The 12,778-nt window shown below is 69.5% G+C and carries 17 protein-coding genes; 8 read left to right on the top strand and 9 right to left on the bottom strand.

The genetic code is table 11. The features are described 5' to 3' along the window. Positions 1 to 56 precede the first annotated feature (56 nt). From ACXJKQ_RS00680 to ACXJKQ_RS00650, 7 genes are read left to right on the top strand one after another with little or no spacing between them, the layout of a single operon-like run. Positions 57 to 584, top strand: a complete 528-nt coding sequence (locus ACXJKQ_RS00680) for a DUF3280 domain-containing protein (protein ID WP_457103836.1) — start codon at positions 57 to 59, stop codon at positions 582 to 584. 27 nt (positions 585 to 611) lie between these two features. Next, positions 612 to 1,313: a (5-formylfuran-3-yl)methyl phosphate synthase gene (locus tag ACXJKQ_RS00675; protein ID WP_457103835.1), complete on the top strand. Its 702-nt coding sequence runs from the start codon at positions 612 to 614 to the stop codon at positions 1,311 to 1,313. Beyond that, positions 1,310 to 1,885 carry an amino acid kinase family protein gene (locus tag ACXJKQ_RS00670; protein ID WP_457103834.1) on the top strand — a complete coding sequence of 192 codons (576 nt, stop codon included), beginning with the start codon at positions 1,310 to 1,312 and terminating at the stop codon, positions 1,883 to 1,885. The genes ACXJKQ_RS00675 and ACXJKQ_RS00670 overlap by 4 nt, the downstream gene beginning before the upstream one ends. Next, on the top strand, positions 1,882 to 3,444 hold the full coding sequence (locus ACXJKQ_RS00665; protein WP_457103833.1) for a DUF6513 domain-containing protein: 1,563 nt from the start codon (positions 1,882 to 1,884) through the stop codon (positions 3,442 to 3,444). The genes ACXJKQ_RS00670 and ACXJKQ_RS00665 overlap by 4 nt, the downstream gene beginning before the upstream one ends. Before the next feature lie 4 nt (positions 3,445 to 3,448). Next, entirely contained in the window at positions 3,449 to 4,039 is a 591-nt protein-coding gene (locus ACXJKQ_RS00660) for a DUF447 domain-containing protein (RefSeq protein ID WP_457103832.1), read from the top strand. Positions 4,040 to 4,060: 21 nt separating this feature from the next. Then, on the top strand, positions 4,061 to 4,594 hold the full coding sequence (locus tag ACXJKQ_RS00655; protein ID WP_457103831.1) for an SRPBCC family protein: 534 nt from the start codon (positions 4,061 to 4,063) through the stop codon (positions 4,592 to 4,594). Further along, positions 4,591 to 5,547 (top strand): beta-propeller fold lactonase family protein, encoded by a 957-nt coding sequence (locus ACXJKQ_RS00650; protein ID WP_457103830.1) that lies wholly within the window; start codon positions 4,591 to 4,593, stop codon positions 5,545 to 5,547. The genes ACXJKQ_RS00655 and ACXJKQ_RS00650 overlap by 4 nt, the downstream gene beginning before the upstream one ends. Positions 5,548 to 5,550: 3 nt before the next feature. Here the strand turns inward: ACXJKQ_RS00650 and ACXJKQ_RS00645 are convergent, their stop codons facing one another. The 8 genes from ACXJKQ_RS00645 to ACXJKQ_RS00610 form a co-directional block, all read right to left on the bottom strand. Further along, entirely contained in the window at positions 5,551 to 5,751 is a 201-nt protein-coding gene (locus ACXJKQ_RS00645) for a hypothetical protein (RefSeq protein ID WP_457103829.1), read from the bottom strand. Between the two features lie 74 nt (positions 5,752 to 5,825). Then, positions 5,826 to 6,995 (bottom strand): alpha/beta hydrolase, encoded by a 1,170-nt coding sequence (locus ACXJKQ_RS00640; protein ID WP_457103828.1) that lies wholly within the window; start codon positions 6,993 to 6,995, stop codon positions 5,826 to 5,828. A 114-nt stretch (positions 6,996 to 7,109) separates the two neighbouring features. Beyond that, on the bottom strand, positions 7,110 to 7,310 hold the full coding sequence (locus ACXJKQ_RS00635) for a hypothetical protein (RefSeq protein WP_457103827.1): 201 nt from the start codon (positions 7,308 to 7,310) through the stop codon (positions 7,110 to 7,112). Between the two features lie 78 nt (positions 7,311 to 7,388). Then, complete coding sequence (locus ACXJKQ_RS00630; protein WP_457103826.1) at positions 7,389 to 7,844, bottom strand: response regulator; 456 nt, start codon at positions 7,842 to 7,844, stop codon at positions 7,389 to 7,391. 189 nt (positions 7,845 to 8,033) lie between these two features. Then, complete coding sequence (locus ACXJKQ_RS00625) at positions 8,034 to 8,906, bottom strand: dienelactone hydrolase family protein (RefSeq protein ID WP_457103825.1); 873 nt, start codon at positions 8,904 to 8,906, stop codon at positions 8,034 to 8,036. Positions 8,907 to 8,987: 81 nt separating this feature from the next. Further along, positions 8,988 to 9,395 (bottom strand): hypothetical protein, encoded by a 408-nt coding sequence (locus ACXJKQ_RS00620; protein ID WP_457103824.1) that lies wholly within the window; start codon positions 9,393 to 9,395, stop codon positions 8,988 to 8,990. A 119-nt stretch (positions 9,396 to 9,514) separates the two neighbouring features. Then, a complete protein-coding gene (locus tag ACXJKQ_RS00615) occupies positions 9,515 to 10,009 on the bottom strand; it encodes a DUF192 domain-containing protein (protein ID WP_457103823.1) in 495 nt (164 codons plus the stop codon). A gap of 134 nt (positions 10,010 to 10,143) precedes the next feature. Continuing rightward, positions 10,144 to 10,704, bottom strand: a complete 561-nt coding sequence (locus ACXJKQ_RS00610; RefSeq protein WP_457104060.1) for a cold-shock protein — start codon at positions 10,702 to 10,704, stop codon at positions 10,144 to 10,146. A 387-nt stretch (positions 10,705 to 11,091) separates the two neighbouring features. Between ACXJKQ_RS00610 and ACXJKQ_RS00605 the strand changes: the two genes are divergently transcribed. Continuing rightward, a complete protein-coding gene (locus ACXJKQ_RS00605) occupies positions 11,092 to 12,099 on the top strand; it encodes a heparan-alpha-glucosaminide N-acetyltransferase (RefSeq protein WP_457103822.1) in 1,008 nt (335 codons plus the stop codon). A 45-nt stretch (positions 12,100 to 12,144) separates the two neighbouring features. Here ACXJKQ_RS00605 and efp read toward each other — a convergent pair whose 3' ends face one another. Further along, positions 12,145 to 12,768, bottom strand: a complete 624-nt coding sequence (gene efp / locus ACXJKQ_RS00600) for an elongation factor P (RefSeq protein ID WP_457104059.1) — start codon at positions 12,766 to 12,768, stop codon at positions 12,145 to 12,147. Positions 12,769 to 12,778 lie beyond the last annotated feature (10 nt).

The raw sequence follows: 12,778 nt of genomic DNA, 5'->3' as shown, positions 1-12,778 counted from the left end.
CGACAACAAGGCCGCCGAATGGGGCGGCCGCATGCCTTGAGAGGAAGCTCCTGCCGATGCGCCATACGATCCTTCGCGCGACGGCCGCGTGCGGTCTCGTCACCCTGAGCGCCGCCTTGCCCAGCGCCGCCCGCGCCGCCGAGAAGGCGGCCGTGTTCCCGGTCGAACTGTTCGACCCCGGTGCGTCCTACGGAACCCGGATGCGGCCGGTCGATGCCCGGAAGCTCACGCTGGTCACCGACGAGCTCCGTAACGCCCTTCGCGACAAGGCGGGACTGGAGATCGTCGATACGGCGCCCAAGGCCGATGTCGTGGCCAAGGAGGGGCCGCTCTACAAGTGCAACGGCTGCGCGGCGGATATCGGCAAGAGCCTGGGTGCGGACCTCGTCGTGACCGGCTATGTGGAGAAGGGGTCCGGCCAGATCTTCAACCTGAGCGTCGCGATCGCCGAGGCCGATACCGGCAAGGTGGTGCGCGGCGGTCAGGTGACGATCCGGGCCGACACCGATGAGACCTGGGCACACGCCATGCGGTGGGTGGTGAAGAACCGCCTGCTCGCCGAGCCGCTGCCCGGGAAGTCCTGAGACGGTCCGTCCAAGTCCGAGTGTTTCGTGTCCACGTCTTCCGTCCAGCCAGCCCGACCGCCCCGCCTCCTCGTCAGCGTCCGTGATCCGGCCGAGGCCGAAGCTGCGCGGTTCGCGGGTGCCGACCTGATCGACGCCAAGGATCCCGAGCGCGGAGCCCTGGGCGCCCTCGAGGTAGGTGTCGTCCACGAGATCGTCGCGCGGGTATCCGGGGGTGCCGTGACGAGCGCCGTGGCCGATCCTGCGCCCGCCTCCGTCGCCGCCCTGGCGCGGACCGGCGTCGACTGGGTCAAGACCGGCGTCGATCAGGCCCGCCGGCGCGACGCGGCGGCCCTTTCCGCTCTCGCCGCGGCGGCGCCCGGACGGCTGATCGCGGTTCTCTTCGCGGAGGACGGCCCGGCCGCCGCCCTCGTGCCGGATCTAGCGGCGGCCGGCTTCGCGGGCGCGATGATCGACACCGCCGGCAAGCAGGGCGCGCGCCTGCCCGACCTCGCGGCGCCCGCCGACCTCTCGGCCTTCACCGCTGCCTGCCGAGCGCACGGCCTGATGAGCGGCTTGGCAGGGTCGCTTCGGATCATCGACATCTCCGGTCTCGGCGCGCACCGGCCGGATTATCTGGGTTTCCGCGGCGGCCTGTGCCGCGACTTCGATCGCCGCAACGGCATCGATCCGCTCCGCGTCGTCGAGGCGCTCCGCGCCCTGCGCCCGAACCGGCAGGACGCGGCGTGACGGCCGTCATCAAGATTGGGGGCAGCCTCGAAGCGGATCCGCACCGCCGCCGGACGCTGCTTGCAGCCATCGCCGACGGCGCGCACGGGCGCTGCATCGTCGTGCCGGGTGGCGGGGCCTTCGCGGACGGCGTCCGGGCCGCGCAGGCGGTCGAGCGTTTCGGCGATGACGAGGCGCATCGCCGCGCCCTCGACGCCATGAGCGACGCGGCCGGCATCTTCCGCGGGATCGAACCGCGGCTCGTCCAAAGCCTAGAGCCGTGGGCCGAGACCGCGCCCGCACGGATCCGAGTGTGGAATCCCCGTGTCCTGCGCGCCGGACACCCGGACATCGCCGAGACCTGGGACGTCACCTCCGACAGTCTGGCCCTGTGGCTCGCGGCGCGGATCGGGGCGACGCGCTGCGTCCTGGTGAAGTCCCGCGACGCGCCGCCGGGCCAGGACGCCGCCGCCCTCGCCCGAACCGGGCTTGTGGATGCCGCCTTCCCGGGATTTGCAGCCCGCTTCGGCGGTCCGATCGAGATCCGGGGGCCGAACGACAGGATCGCGGTCGTGCCGCGGGTCGCCGCGTGAGCGCGCCCGAGCACATCGTCTTCGTCACCGGCCGCCTCGCCCGGGCGCGCCTGGAGAAGGTCGCGGCGGGACTGCCGACGACCCTGCATTGGAGCATCGCGGATGCCGGCGTGAAGGTCGCCGCCCTGATGACCGAGGAGATCATCCGGCGGCGGGTCACCTTGCCGGAGGGGGCCACCCGGGTTCTCCTACCGGGTCGGTGCCGCGCGAATCCGGAGCATCTCGCCGCGCATTTCGGCATGCCCGTGGAGCGGGGACCCGACGAGGTGGTCGACCTGCCGGCTTGGCTCGGCTTGGCCGGTCGCAAGGTCGACCTGTCGCGGCACGACCTGCGGATCTTCTCCGAGATCGTCGACGCTTCGAAAATGACCGTCGCGCAGATCCGGGCCAAGGGCCTCGACCTCGCCGGGCGCGGCGCGGACGTCATCGACCTCGGCGGGCTGCCCGACACCCCGTTTCCGCATCTGGAGGAGTCCGTGAAGGCCCTCAAGGAGGCGGGTCTAAAGGTCAGCGTCGATTCCTTCTCCCGCGAGGAACTGGTCCGGGGCGCCGCCGCAGGCGCCGATTTCCTCCTGAGCCTGAACGAGGAGACCCTCGACCTCGCCTTCGAGACCGGGGCGGTGCCGATCCTCGTGCCGACGCGCCCGGACGACCTGCCCTCGCTCGACCGGGCGATCGCGCGCATGCTGGAGGCCGGACGACCCTTCCTCGCCGACCCGATCCTGGAGCCGATCCACCACGGCTTCGTCGATTCGATCGCCCGCTACCGCGAGACCCGCGCCCGCTGGCCCGAGATCGAGATGATGATGGGCACCGGTAATCTCACGGAGCTCACCGAGGCCGATTCCCTCGGCGTCACCGCACTGCTCGTCGGCATGTGCTCCGAATTGTCGATCCGCAACGTGCTGATCGTGCAGGTCTCCAACCACACCCGCCGCACCGTCGAGGAGCACGACGCCGCCCGGCGGGTGATGTACGCGGCCAAGGCCGATTCCGCGCTGCCCAAAGGTTACGGCCGGGCGCTGCTCGCTCTTCACGACAAGCGCCCGTTCGTGCAGACGGCGGACGAGATCGCCCAGGCCGCCGCAGAGGTGCGCGATCCGAATTACCGGATCGCGGTCGCTGAAGACGGCATCCACGTCTACAACCGCGACGTCCACAGGGTCGGCACCGACGCGATGGCCTTCTTCCCGGATCTGGATGTCGCGAGCGACGGCGCGCACGCGTACTATCTCGGCGCCGAACTCGCCAAGGCCGAGACCGCGTGGCGGCTTGGCAAGCGCTACGTGCAGGACGAGCCCCTCGACTGGGGCTGCGCGGCCGATGCCGAGGTGGAGGATGCCACCGCCTTCAAGAAGGCCGGCCACACCCGCCATTCCGGACCGGACGCGCCGCCGCCGGGCACCCGGGATGCCCGTTCGGTCGGACCGGAGGCCGACGCGCAGCGGCCCGCAACGATTCCGGATGCGGAGGCTCGGGCCGAGTCCGCTCCGGAACGCCCGCAGGACCCGCCCGCGAAGCTGGTCTGCGGGCGGCTCGTGCCAGCCGACAGAGCGTGAGCCGATGCCGCTGATCCTCGAAACCATCGTCACGACAGTCTCTCCCGCGGGCGAACTGCACCTCGTTCCGTTCGGGCTGATCGGCGAGGCGGAGGGCTACGTGCTCGCGCCGTTCCGGCCGTCGCCGACCATCACGAACCTGGAGGCGACTCCCTGCTTCGCGGCGTCCAGCCCGCGCGACATCCGGGTCATCGCCGGCGCGGTGACGGGCCGACGCGAATGGCCGACGCTGCCCTGCACGGCGATCCCGGGCCGCCGCCTCGCCGACAGTTTCGGCCACGCGGAGTTCGAGGTCGCAGCGGTCGAGGCCCACGAGACCCGGCCTCGCTTCCGCGGCCGCATGGTGCACAGCGCCGCGCACGCGCCCTTCATCGGCTACAACCGTGCGCAGGCCGCCGTTCTGGAGGCCGCGATTCTTTCGACCCGGCTCCACATGCTGGAGCCCGACAAGGTGTTGACGGAGATGGCCTACCTCGCCATCGCCATCGGCAAGACCGCGGGACCGCGCGAGCGCGAGGCTTGGGGTTGGATCGAGGACAAGGTCGAGGCGGCGCTCGGCTCCGAGGCGCGCGTCCTCGATCGCGACGACCGTTGAGGTCGGGAGGAGAAGGACAAGATGAAGAAAATCACCCTGGCCCTGGCAGCCACCGCGGCTCTGGTTGCGGCGACCGCACAGGCTCACGGCCCGACCCGGCGCAAGATCAACGAATCCATCGAGATCAACGCCCCAGCCGACAAGGTATGGGCCGTGATCGGCGACGTGAAGAACGCCGACTGGCTGCAGAACGTCACGAAGACGGAACTCACCGGCGACCCGGCGGGCAAGTTCAAGCGGGTGCTGACGCTGAAGAACGGCGACCAGATCCAGGAAACGAGCAACAAGCTTAAGCCGGAGGACAAGCTGTTCTCCTATTACATCGACAAGGTTGATGTGAAGGATCTTCCCGCGAACGATTACTCAGCCACCATCACGGTCGAGCCCGCGGGCAACGACAAGGCGAAGGTCGAGTGGAAGGCTGCGTTCTATCGCGGCTACATGAACAACGATCCGCCGCCCGAGCTGAACGACGAAGCCTCCGAGAAGGGCGTCGGCGATTGGATCAAGGCGAGCCTCGCTAACCTGAAGGCCAAGGTCGAGAAGGGCTCGTGACCTTGCGCTGGGGCCGGGCGGCTTGCGCCGCCGGCCTCATCGTCCTGGCGACCGCCGCCCGTGCCGAACCGGCTCGGGAGGCGGTGGTCACCGCCCAGCTCGGCGGTGCGGTCGAGATCGTCGATCTGGCCGCCGGAACGGTGGTGCGACGGATCCCGGTCGACGGGGCGCCGGCCGGGATCGCCCTGTCGCCCGATCGCAGGCGCGCCTATGTCACGCGTCCGGAAGGGCACGGCTTGGCCGTCATCGATCTCGACGCCGGCCGCGTCCTCGCCGAGGTGCCGCTGCCCGGCGGACCGCTCGGCGTCGCGGCCGACCCGCGCGGCGGAACCGTCTACGTGGCCGACTGGTACGGACACCGTCTGTTCGTTCTCACGGAGCGCGCCGGTAGCCTGGTGCCGGACGGTGAGATCGCGGTCGGGGCGTCGCCCTCCGGGATCGCCGTCTCGCCCGACGGCGCGACGCTCTACGTTGCCAACCGCGAGGCCGATACCGTCTCGGTGGTTGACGCCGCGGCGCGGCGGGAGACCGCAGTCATTCCGGTCGGACAGCATCCGTTCGGCATCACGCTGGATCCGGCCGCAGGACGTGCCTACACGGCCAACGTCACGAGCGACGATGTCTCCGTCCTCGATCTGAAGACGAGGCGCGAGATCGGCCGCGTGCCGACCGGCCGGCGGCCCTACGTCATCGCCCTCGCGCGGGGGCGGGGCTTCGTCACCGATCAATACGCCGGCAGCGTCACGGCCTTCGACCTCGCGACGCTCAAGCCGATCGCCGATATCGATGTCGGCGATCATCCCGAGGGCATAGCCGCCGACCCGGATGGGCGCCTCTACGTAGCGAACTGGGGCGACAATACCTTGAGCGTCCTTGATTCCGGCACGCTCAAGGTGCTGGCGACCATTCCCACGGGCAACGGGCCGCGCTCGTTCGGCATCTTCCTGCGCTGAGGGTCAGAACGTGCGGCGGTGCGGAGCCCTGCGATAGGCGGCCCGGGCAACAACGAGCGCGCCGCCGATCTGCAGCAAGCCGGTTTCGCCCAGGTCGACCGGGGCGACATGCGCCTGGATCAGGAGCCGGGTTAGCGCGTTCAGGGCCAGCAATGTCAGGCAGAAGGCAGCCGCGGCGAGCAGGCTGGCGACGAACTCGGGCATGATCTCGCTCCCGTCTCGGACGGGAGGAGATTAGCAAGCCTTACGCCAGGGCCAAGCTATCAAAGAGGCGGATCTCAGCGCTTGCGGGCCGCCGGCGCCGGTGTGCCCGCCTGCGCGGCCGGCGTGGGTCGGGGGGTCTCGACGGCGAGTCGCTTCACGGGCCAGCCGTCGCTCCAGCGCTCCATATCGGCTAGGCGGGGATTGTTCTTGAGGGCCGTCGCGTCCGACCCCGCGAACGCCGCCGCGGCGGCGAGATCGAACGTCTTCCAGAACCCGAGGTAGTCCAGGGCGTCTACGCGGGCGAGATTGATCTGCGAGACCAGGGTCTGTTGCTCGCCGGTCAGAGCCATGTCGGCGGACCAGCGGAACGGCGGCGGCTTCGCCGCATCCTTTGCGGCCTCCTTCGGCTCCGGACCGGGCTTGATGGCCCCGCCATCGTAGGCCGTGTCGAGGCCCGCGGGAGCCGCCAGGGTCGCCGTCAGGGCCGGAAAGCCGTGATCGTCCGAGAGCGCGCGCACGAACAGCTTGCGCTCAAGGGGGACGGCGCTGGCCTCACGCAGCAGGCGCTTGGCGGCCAGATCGGCCGCACGGGTATCCTTGTCGCCGACCATCGCCACGAGCATCGTGGCCGGGTCCACCGTCGAGAGGTCGGCGAGGGCGATGCCGCGGGACTTCGCCCCGCTGGCGATGCCCCCTGGCGTCGCCGCGAGGATCAGCTTCGGCACGGGGAGGCCCCGCGCCTTGGAACCGGCGGCCATATCCAGGGCGAGGGGCGCGCCGGCCAAGTGGCCGATCAGCGCGACCCGGCCGAGATCGGGTCGCGCCTCGCTGTCGGACGCGAGATCCGCGAGCGCTGATTTCACGAGGTTCTCGGCGATGGCAGGGGCGTCTGCCGGTCGCGTCCGATTGACCTCCTGAAAACGCGGGAAGAGCACGAGCCAGCCCTGACGGGCAAGGTGATCAATCCATCCGCCGTAACTCTGCGGATTGACCACGCCCCAGCCGTGCAGAAAGATCGCCACGGGGCGTCCGGCTTCCGGCGCGGCACCGGCGGCGTAGAACGCATAGGTGGTGGCACTGCCGCGGCCGAGCAGGCGCTTGGTCACCGTCGCCTTGCGATCCCCGATACCCCCTGCCCCGTCGGCCGGCTGGGCCGGGGGCGTCGCCGCCTCGACGGTCGAGAGCCCGGCCAGGGTCATGATCGCGGCGGCGATCAGCGATCCGCGAAGAAGATTGAGACGCATCAAGGGCTCGACTGAGAGACGCACTGCGTCGGCAGGTCAGAGTGCGCTGAATAGCAGATTCTCTGCTCTTGGCGACCCGCGGCCCGGTCCCGAAGCCCGGTTCATCGAACGAGCCTAGGCGGTCGCGCCGCGGGCTGTGTCCGCCCCGTCCAGTCGACGCGCCAACGCGGTCAGTTCCTCGGGCACGTCGTGATCGGCGGATCCGTAGAAGGCGAGCAGTTCCACGCGCACGCTTTCGACGACACCAGCTTCAACCGTATCCCGCCCGTCGGATCGGCGAAGGGAATCGGCGTAATTGGCAGCGACGATCTTCATGGCGGTATCACGGTTCAACTGTACTGTGCGAAACCGGGGGCACCGCGCTCCGGAGTAGCGTACAACTGCGCCACCGCCTCAGGTTTCCAGTCCCGAGGGGATTATTTTACCACCCGGTCCGATCACGGTAGGCCCGGATCCGGTGGATGGACGGCCCGCGGCCTGTTCCACCCAGGCCAGGATATCCTCGGCACGCCAGGGTTTCGGGATGAAGGTCGCCGAGACACGCAGGTCGCTCGGCTGGTCGCCGGCATCACCGGACGTCAGAAGGACGCGCACACGCGGCCAAGTCACGCCGATGATCCGCGCGAGTTCGAAGCCACCGATCGGGCCGGGCGTGCGGACGTCGGAGAAGACAACGCTGACTTCGTCTGCGCGGTCGTTGAGGATCGCCAGGGCTCGGTCGGCGGTCTCGGCCTCGATCACCGTGAAGCCCGTATCCTCCAGCAGCGTGGCCGCGAGGAAGCGCTCGTCGGGCTGGTCTTCCACGACGAGGATCACGGGCTTCTGGCCGGGCTGTACCGAATCGCTCATAAGCCAGGACACTCTACAGAGGCTGAACGGCGGTCGCTTCGATCGGTTCAACGCCCGAACGCCGCGAGGGGCCAGACCCGCGCGGGCACAGATCCTCCTTTGATCCTTGCATAATCGGGAAGTTGTGGCCGTGTCTTAGGCAACACAGCCACGGACGAACGCCTCGGGTCGACGCCCCGAAGCGGCTATTCAGCCGACGCCGTGCGACTTCAGAAAGGCCAGGGCGCGATCCCAGCCGTCCTGGGCCGCCTCTCGGCGGTAGCTCGGACGATAATCCGCGTGGAAGCCGTGCGGGGCGTCCGGATAGATCACGAGTTCGACGGTCTTGCCCGCGGCCTTGGCCCGGTCGCGTGCCGCCTCCACGGCGGCCACCGGAATACCGGTATCGGCGGCCCCGTAAAGACCGAGCAGCGGCGCGTTGATCTCCGCCGCCACGTCGGTGGCGGTGCGCGGCTGGATGTCGGTACGCTCGCCTCCGACCGGCCCGTACCAGGCGACCGCCGCCTTCAGGTCGCGACGATGCGCCGCGTACAGCCAGACGTCGCGACCGCCGCGGCACCAGCCCATGACGCCGAGGCGGTTCGGATCACCCTTCGCTGCGGACGCTGCCCAGGCGGCGGCCGCGTCGAGATCGCCGATCCATTGCGCATCCGGCGTTTTGGCGATGACGTCCCGGATGATCTGCTGGGCATCGGTCATGGTCGAGAGGTCGCCCTGGCGGGCGTAGAGTTCAGGCGCCACCGCGCAGTATCCCGCCTTGGCGAGCCGACGGCAGATATCCTTGATGTACTCGTGGACGCCGAAGATCTCCTCGATCACCAGCACGATCGGGAAAGGACCCTCGCCCGCGGGAACTGCCCGGTAGCCCGGCATCGGCCCATCGGCGGCCGGGATCTTCACCTCGCCGGCCTCGATTCCAGTCTGGTCGGTGTGGATCACCTGCGCTTCGACGCGGGTTGTCGCGAGCGTCAGGCCGCTCATCAGGCTCGTCATGACGAAGCCGCGCCGCGAAAGCGGGGGCGTGATCAGCCCGTCCAGCCCAGTCCGGTCGTGGTCCGCCATGATGCCCTCTCTCTCGTTACAAGAACGAGGGCTATCCGGGTGTGACGGCCCCGGTCAAATCACCCCTGCGCCGCCGGTTCGTCAGGCACCGGCGGCGGCGAGCGCCCGGGCCGCCGGCCGCTGTGCCGCCGACCGCACCGTCTCGGCCCGCCCGCGCGGCTGCAGGACGTCGCCCAGGGTGACGAAGGTCTCGGCCGCCGGCGACACGACCGCGCGAATGCCGTAGCCTAAGGCGAAGGATCGGAGCAGCTCGGCGTCGCGCGCGATCCCGAAGCGGTCGAGGGCAGCGAGAAAGGCTTCCCGAAACAGGCTCGGCCGGCACCAGCGCTTCTCGGCCATCTGCAGCGGCCAATCCCAGAGCCCCTCGGCCCGGCGCAGGGCCAGAGCACCGCGCGCGATGAAGTATCCGGTCTCGCGGTGCTCGATCCCGTCCGTCTGCACCGACCAGTCGTCGTTGCCGAACAGTTCGACTTCGGCCGCGTTGCCCATCGGGTCCTCCGCCCTGAACCAGCCTTCCGGCGAACCGGAACATTGCCGGAACACTGGCGCGGAACGCACACCGGGTCAAGGGACTTGTTCCCGGTGCGTTCGCGGGCCGGCCCCGCTCGTCAGCGGGCCTTGAACATCCCGTGCTCGATGCGATCGCCCGGGGCGACCCCGAGTTTCGCGGCGGTCCCGGCATTGAGTTCCAGGACCGCGAGAACCGGGCCTCCCGAGGCGATGATCGCGGTGGACAGCGGCTCGGTCTCGGCGGCGATCCGGCTGATCGTGCCATCGGCCCGGATGAACACCATGTCGAGCGGCAGATAGGTGTTTTTCATCCACATGGTCACGGGTTGGTCCCGCTCGAAATCGAACAGCATGCCGTGATCGGCTGCCATGTGCCGGCGGAACATGAGGCCGCGGGAACGGGCCGCATCATCGCGCATGACCTCGACCTCGAAGCGCTTCGGGCCGGACTTCGTGACGATGGTCAGCGGCTCCGATTTGGCGGTGGCGGTGCGCGCGGCAGCCTGCGCCAGGGCGGGCGGGGTCGCAGCCACGGCTGTCAGCGTGAGGCAGGCGATGGCGACCGCCAGGGCGGCGCGGGATAGTGATCTCACAGGCTCATGCCTCTCGTGGGATGATGCGCGGACCGTACGATCCGCCGCCCGGACATAGACCAGGCTGCGCGAAAGGGGAATCGACGCGCGATTCCTGAGGCGCGGCAAGGGCATAGCGCCGGAGGCGCACGGCCTCAATGCGACGCCGGCATGGCCCCGTCGATCAACCGGACTTCGGCCGCCATGACGCCCTTGGATCCATCACCATAGCGGACCAGAACGGACTCACCGGGCTTCAGTTCGGCGATCCCGTAGCGCCGCAACGTTTCCATGTGCACGAAGATGTCGGGCGTCCCATCGCCCCGGGTCAAGAAACCGAACCCGCGAAGGCGGTTGAACCACTTCACGACGGCGGTTTCCAACCCGCTGGTGGGCGTCACGCTGACGTGGGTGCGCGGCAGCGGCATCTCGGACGGGTGCAGGGCGGTCGCCTGATCGAGAGAGATGACCCGGAACGCCTGCCAACCCCGCGGCCGCTCCACCGCCTCCACGACGATGCGCGCGCCCTCGCTCGCGGCCTGGAAACCGTCGCGCCGCAGGCAGGTGACGTGCAGCAGGACGTCGGGCGAACCGTCGTCGGGCACGATGAAGCCGAAACCCTTCGAGACGTCGAACCACTTGATGTGACCGGCCACTTCGACGAGGTCGAGAAATGCATCCTCGTGCTGATCCGCCTCGCCGGGTCGAGCGACCATCGGCCGATCGGCGTTCTCGGGCTCGGATCCGCGTTCGTCAGACATGGCCGAGCAACCTACACCGAATCACGCCGCGCGCTCTCCCGGGAAGATTAACGAAGTCCTGATGCCCGGGAAGCCCATTTGTCTGGCAGAAGAGCCCGGCCAAGTTGCAATCTTGGCCATGGGAGGCGATGCCGCAACAGTCGATCGGTCGCAGCTTGCGACGAATGCGGTGTTTAAGCGTCGGGACCAGCGAGGGGATTTTTCGACCGTCCCGCCCTGCGGGCTGACCAGTGATCGTGCGGCGGCGACCTTCACGTTTTCGAGAGTCGTCGCGTTCCCCGCGCAGTGCCCGAGCGGCTCCCGATAGCACGGGCCGCCGCGACGTGGTTTGGGATCGCCCTCATGTTCGTAGACCTGACCCGCGATCGCCACGCCACCGCGTCCTCGGCTCCGCAGCGCCGCCTGCCGATCGTCGACGCCGCCCGGGCTGTCGCCCTGCTGGCGATGGCGAGCTATCACACGCTCTGGGACCTCGGCCATCTCCGGCTGACCGCCGAGAACTACGCGCTGACGCCGACGGGGCGTCTGGCTGCCGAACTGATCGCTGGCAGCTTCCTTGTCTTGGTCGGCTTCGGCCTCGTGCTGATGAACGGACGTGGCGTCAGGCTCCGGCCGACCCTGCTGCGGCTCCTGCGGATCGGCGGGGCGGCGCTGCTCGTCACTCTCGGCACCTGGGCCGTTTTCCCGGACGCCTTCGTGTTCTTCGGCGTGCTGCACTGCATCGCCTTCTCCAGCCTGCTCGGGCTGCCCTTCCTGTTCCTGCCGGCGCCGGTCACCGCCTTCGCCGCCGCGGTCGTCCTCGCCGCGCCGCATCTCGGGCACGCTTCCGTTCTCGATGCGCCGGCCCTGTCCTTCCTCGGCCTAGGCTCGGTCGTACCGCGGACGAACGATTACGTGCCGCTCTTCCCCTGGTTCGGGATGGTGCTGGTCGGGATCGTCCTGGGGCGTGTGGCGCTGCCGCCGCTCGCCCGCTCGCCCCTGGGGGCCTGGGCTCCGCGCACGCGGATCGGCCGCGCCGCGACGTTCGCGGGCCGCCACAGCCTCGCAATCTACCTCATCCACCAGCCGGTGCTGCTCGCGCTGCTGACCGGACTCGTGACGGTGGCGGGCGCCAATCCGCGCGCCGGACTCCGGGCGTTCCGCGCCGACTACGTGACGATCTGCACGCGCACCGGCGGCGAGCCGCCGCTCTGCCGCATCGCCGCCCGCTGCACGTCGGACGCCCTGCTGCGCGAGGACCTTTTCCGGGAGGACGGCCGTCCCTTCAGCGGGACCGAGCGCCTGCGCGCGCAGGCGATCTCGCAGGGCTGCTACGCGACGCTGGAGGCCGCCGCCCGGGCACCGCACTGACGCCCGCCCCGGATCCACCGGGGCCGGGCACCGGCCAGGCTTGGCTCAGTCCTTGGCGCGCTCGACATACGCCCCGTCGGCCGTCATCACGACGACGCGGGTGCCGGCGGCGATGTGGGGCGGCACGGTCGTCCGCACCCCGTTCGAGAGGGTCGCGGGCTTGTAGGACGACGAGGCGGTCTGGCCCTTCAGGACCGGCTCGGTCTCGGCGACTTCGAGGGTCACGCGCTGCGGCAACTCGATCGTCAGCGGCACGGCGTTGTAGACCGACAGCATCACCGCCATGCCCTCTTGGAGATACGGGGCGGCATCGCCGACCACGTCCGCCGGCACGGCGATCTGCTCGTAGTTCTCGGGGTTCATGAAGTGGAACCCCTCCCCGTCGCTGTACAGGAACGTGTGCTCCCGATCTTCCACGAAGGCGCGCTCGACCTGCTCGGTCGTCCGATAGCGCTCGGACACCTTCACGCCGTCCGTGATCCGGCGCATGTCGAGCTGGGTCACCGGGGTGCCCTTGCCGGGATGGATGTTCTCGGCGAACAGGATCACGTAAAGCTTACCGTCCTTCTCGACGACGTTGCCCTTACGGAGCGTTGAGGCGATCACCTTCACGGAATTGCGTCCTGCATTGACATGGGGGCTGGCACGCGCCAAGCGCGGGCGCTGCATATCGGACCCC

It is taken from the genome of Methylobacterium sp. P5_C11, from assembly GCF_054049775.1.
This window is presented reverse-complemented; position numbering and strand designations above follow the sequence as displayed.

Excerpts from the sequence above, each read along its gene's own strand:
- ACXJKQ_RS00680 (WP_457103836.1), top strand. The coding sequence starts at position 57 with ATGCGCCATACGATCCTTCGCGCGACGGCCGCGTGCGGTCTCGTCACC.
- ACXJKQ_RS00660 (WP_457103832.1), top strand. The coding sequence starts at position 3,449 with ATGCCGCTGATCCTCGAAACCATCGTCACGACAGTCTCTCCCGCGGGC.
- ACXJKQ_RS00625 (WP_457103825.1), bottom strand. The coding sequence starts at position 8,906 with ATGGCGGACCACGACCGGACTGGGCTGGACGGGCTGATCACGCCCCCG.
- ACXJKQ_RS00630 (WP_457103826.1), bottom strand. The coding sequence starts at position 7,844 with ATGAGCGATTCGGTACAGCCCGGCCAGAAGCCCGTGATCCTCGTCGTG.
- ACXJKQ_RS00620 (WP_457103824.1), bottom strand. The coding sequence starts at position 9,395 with ATGGGCAACGCGGCCGAAGTCGAACTGTTCGGCAACGACGACTGGTCG.
- ACXJKQ_RS00640 (WP_457103828.1), bottom strand. The coding sequence starts at position 6,995 with ATGCGTCTCAATCTTCTTCGCGGATCGCTGATCGCCGCCGCGATCATG.
- ACXJKQ_RS00605 (WP_457103822.1), top strand. The coding sequence starts at position 11,092 with ATGTTCGTAGACCTGACCCGCGATCGCCACGCCACCGCGTCCTCGGCT.
- efp (WP_457104059.1), bottom strand. The coding sequence starts at position 12,768 with ATGCAGCGCCCGCGCTTGGCGCGTGCCAGCCCCCATGTCAATGCAGGA.
- ACXJKQ_RS00645 (WP_457103829.1), bottom strand. The coding sequence starts at position 5,751 with ATGCCCGAGTTCGTCGCCAGCCTGCTCGCCGCGGCTGCCTTCTGCCTG.
- ACXJKQ_RS00655 (WP_457103831.1), top strand. The coding sequence starts at position 4,061 with ATGAAGAAAATCACCCTGGCCCTGGCAGCCACCGCGGCTCTGGTTGCG.
- ACXJKQ_RS00610 (WP_457104060.1), bottom strand. The coding sequence starts at position 10,704 with ATGGTCGCTCGACCCGGCGAGGCGGATCAGCACGAGGATGCATTTCTC.
- ACXJKQ_RS00635 (WP_457103827.1), bottom strand. The coding sequence starts at position 7,310 with ATGAAGATCGTCGCTGCCAATTACGCCGATTCCCTTCGCCGATCCGAC.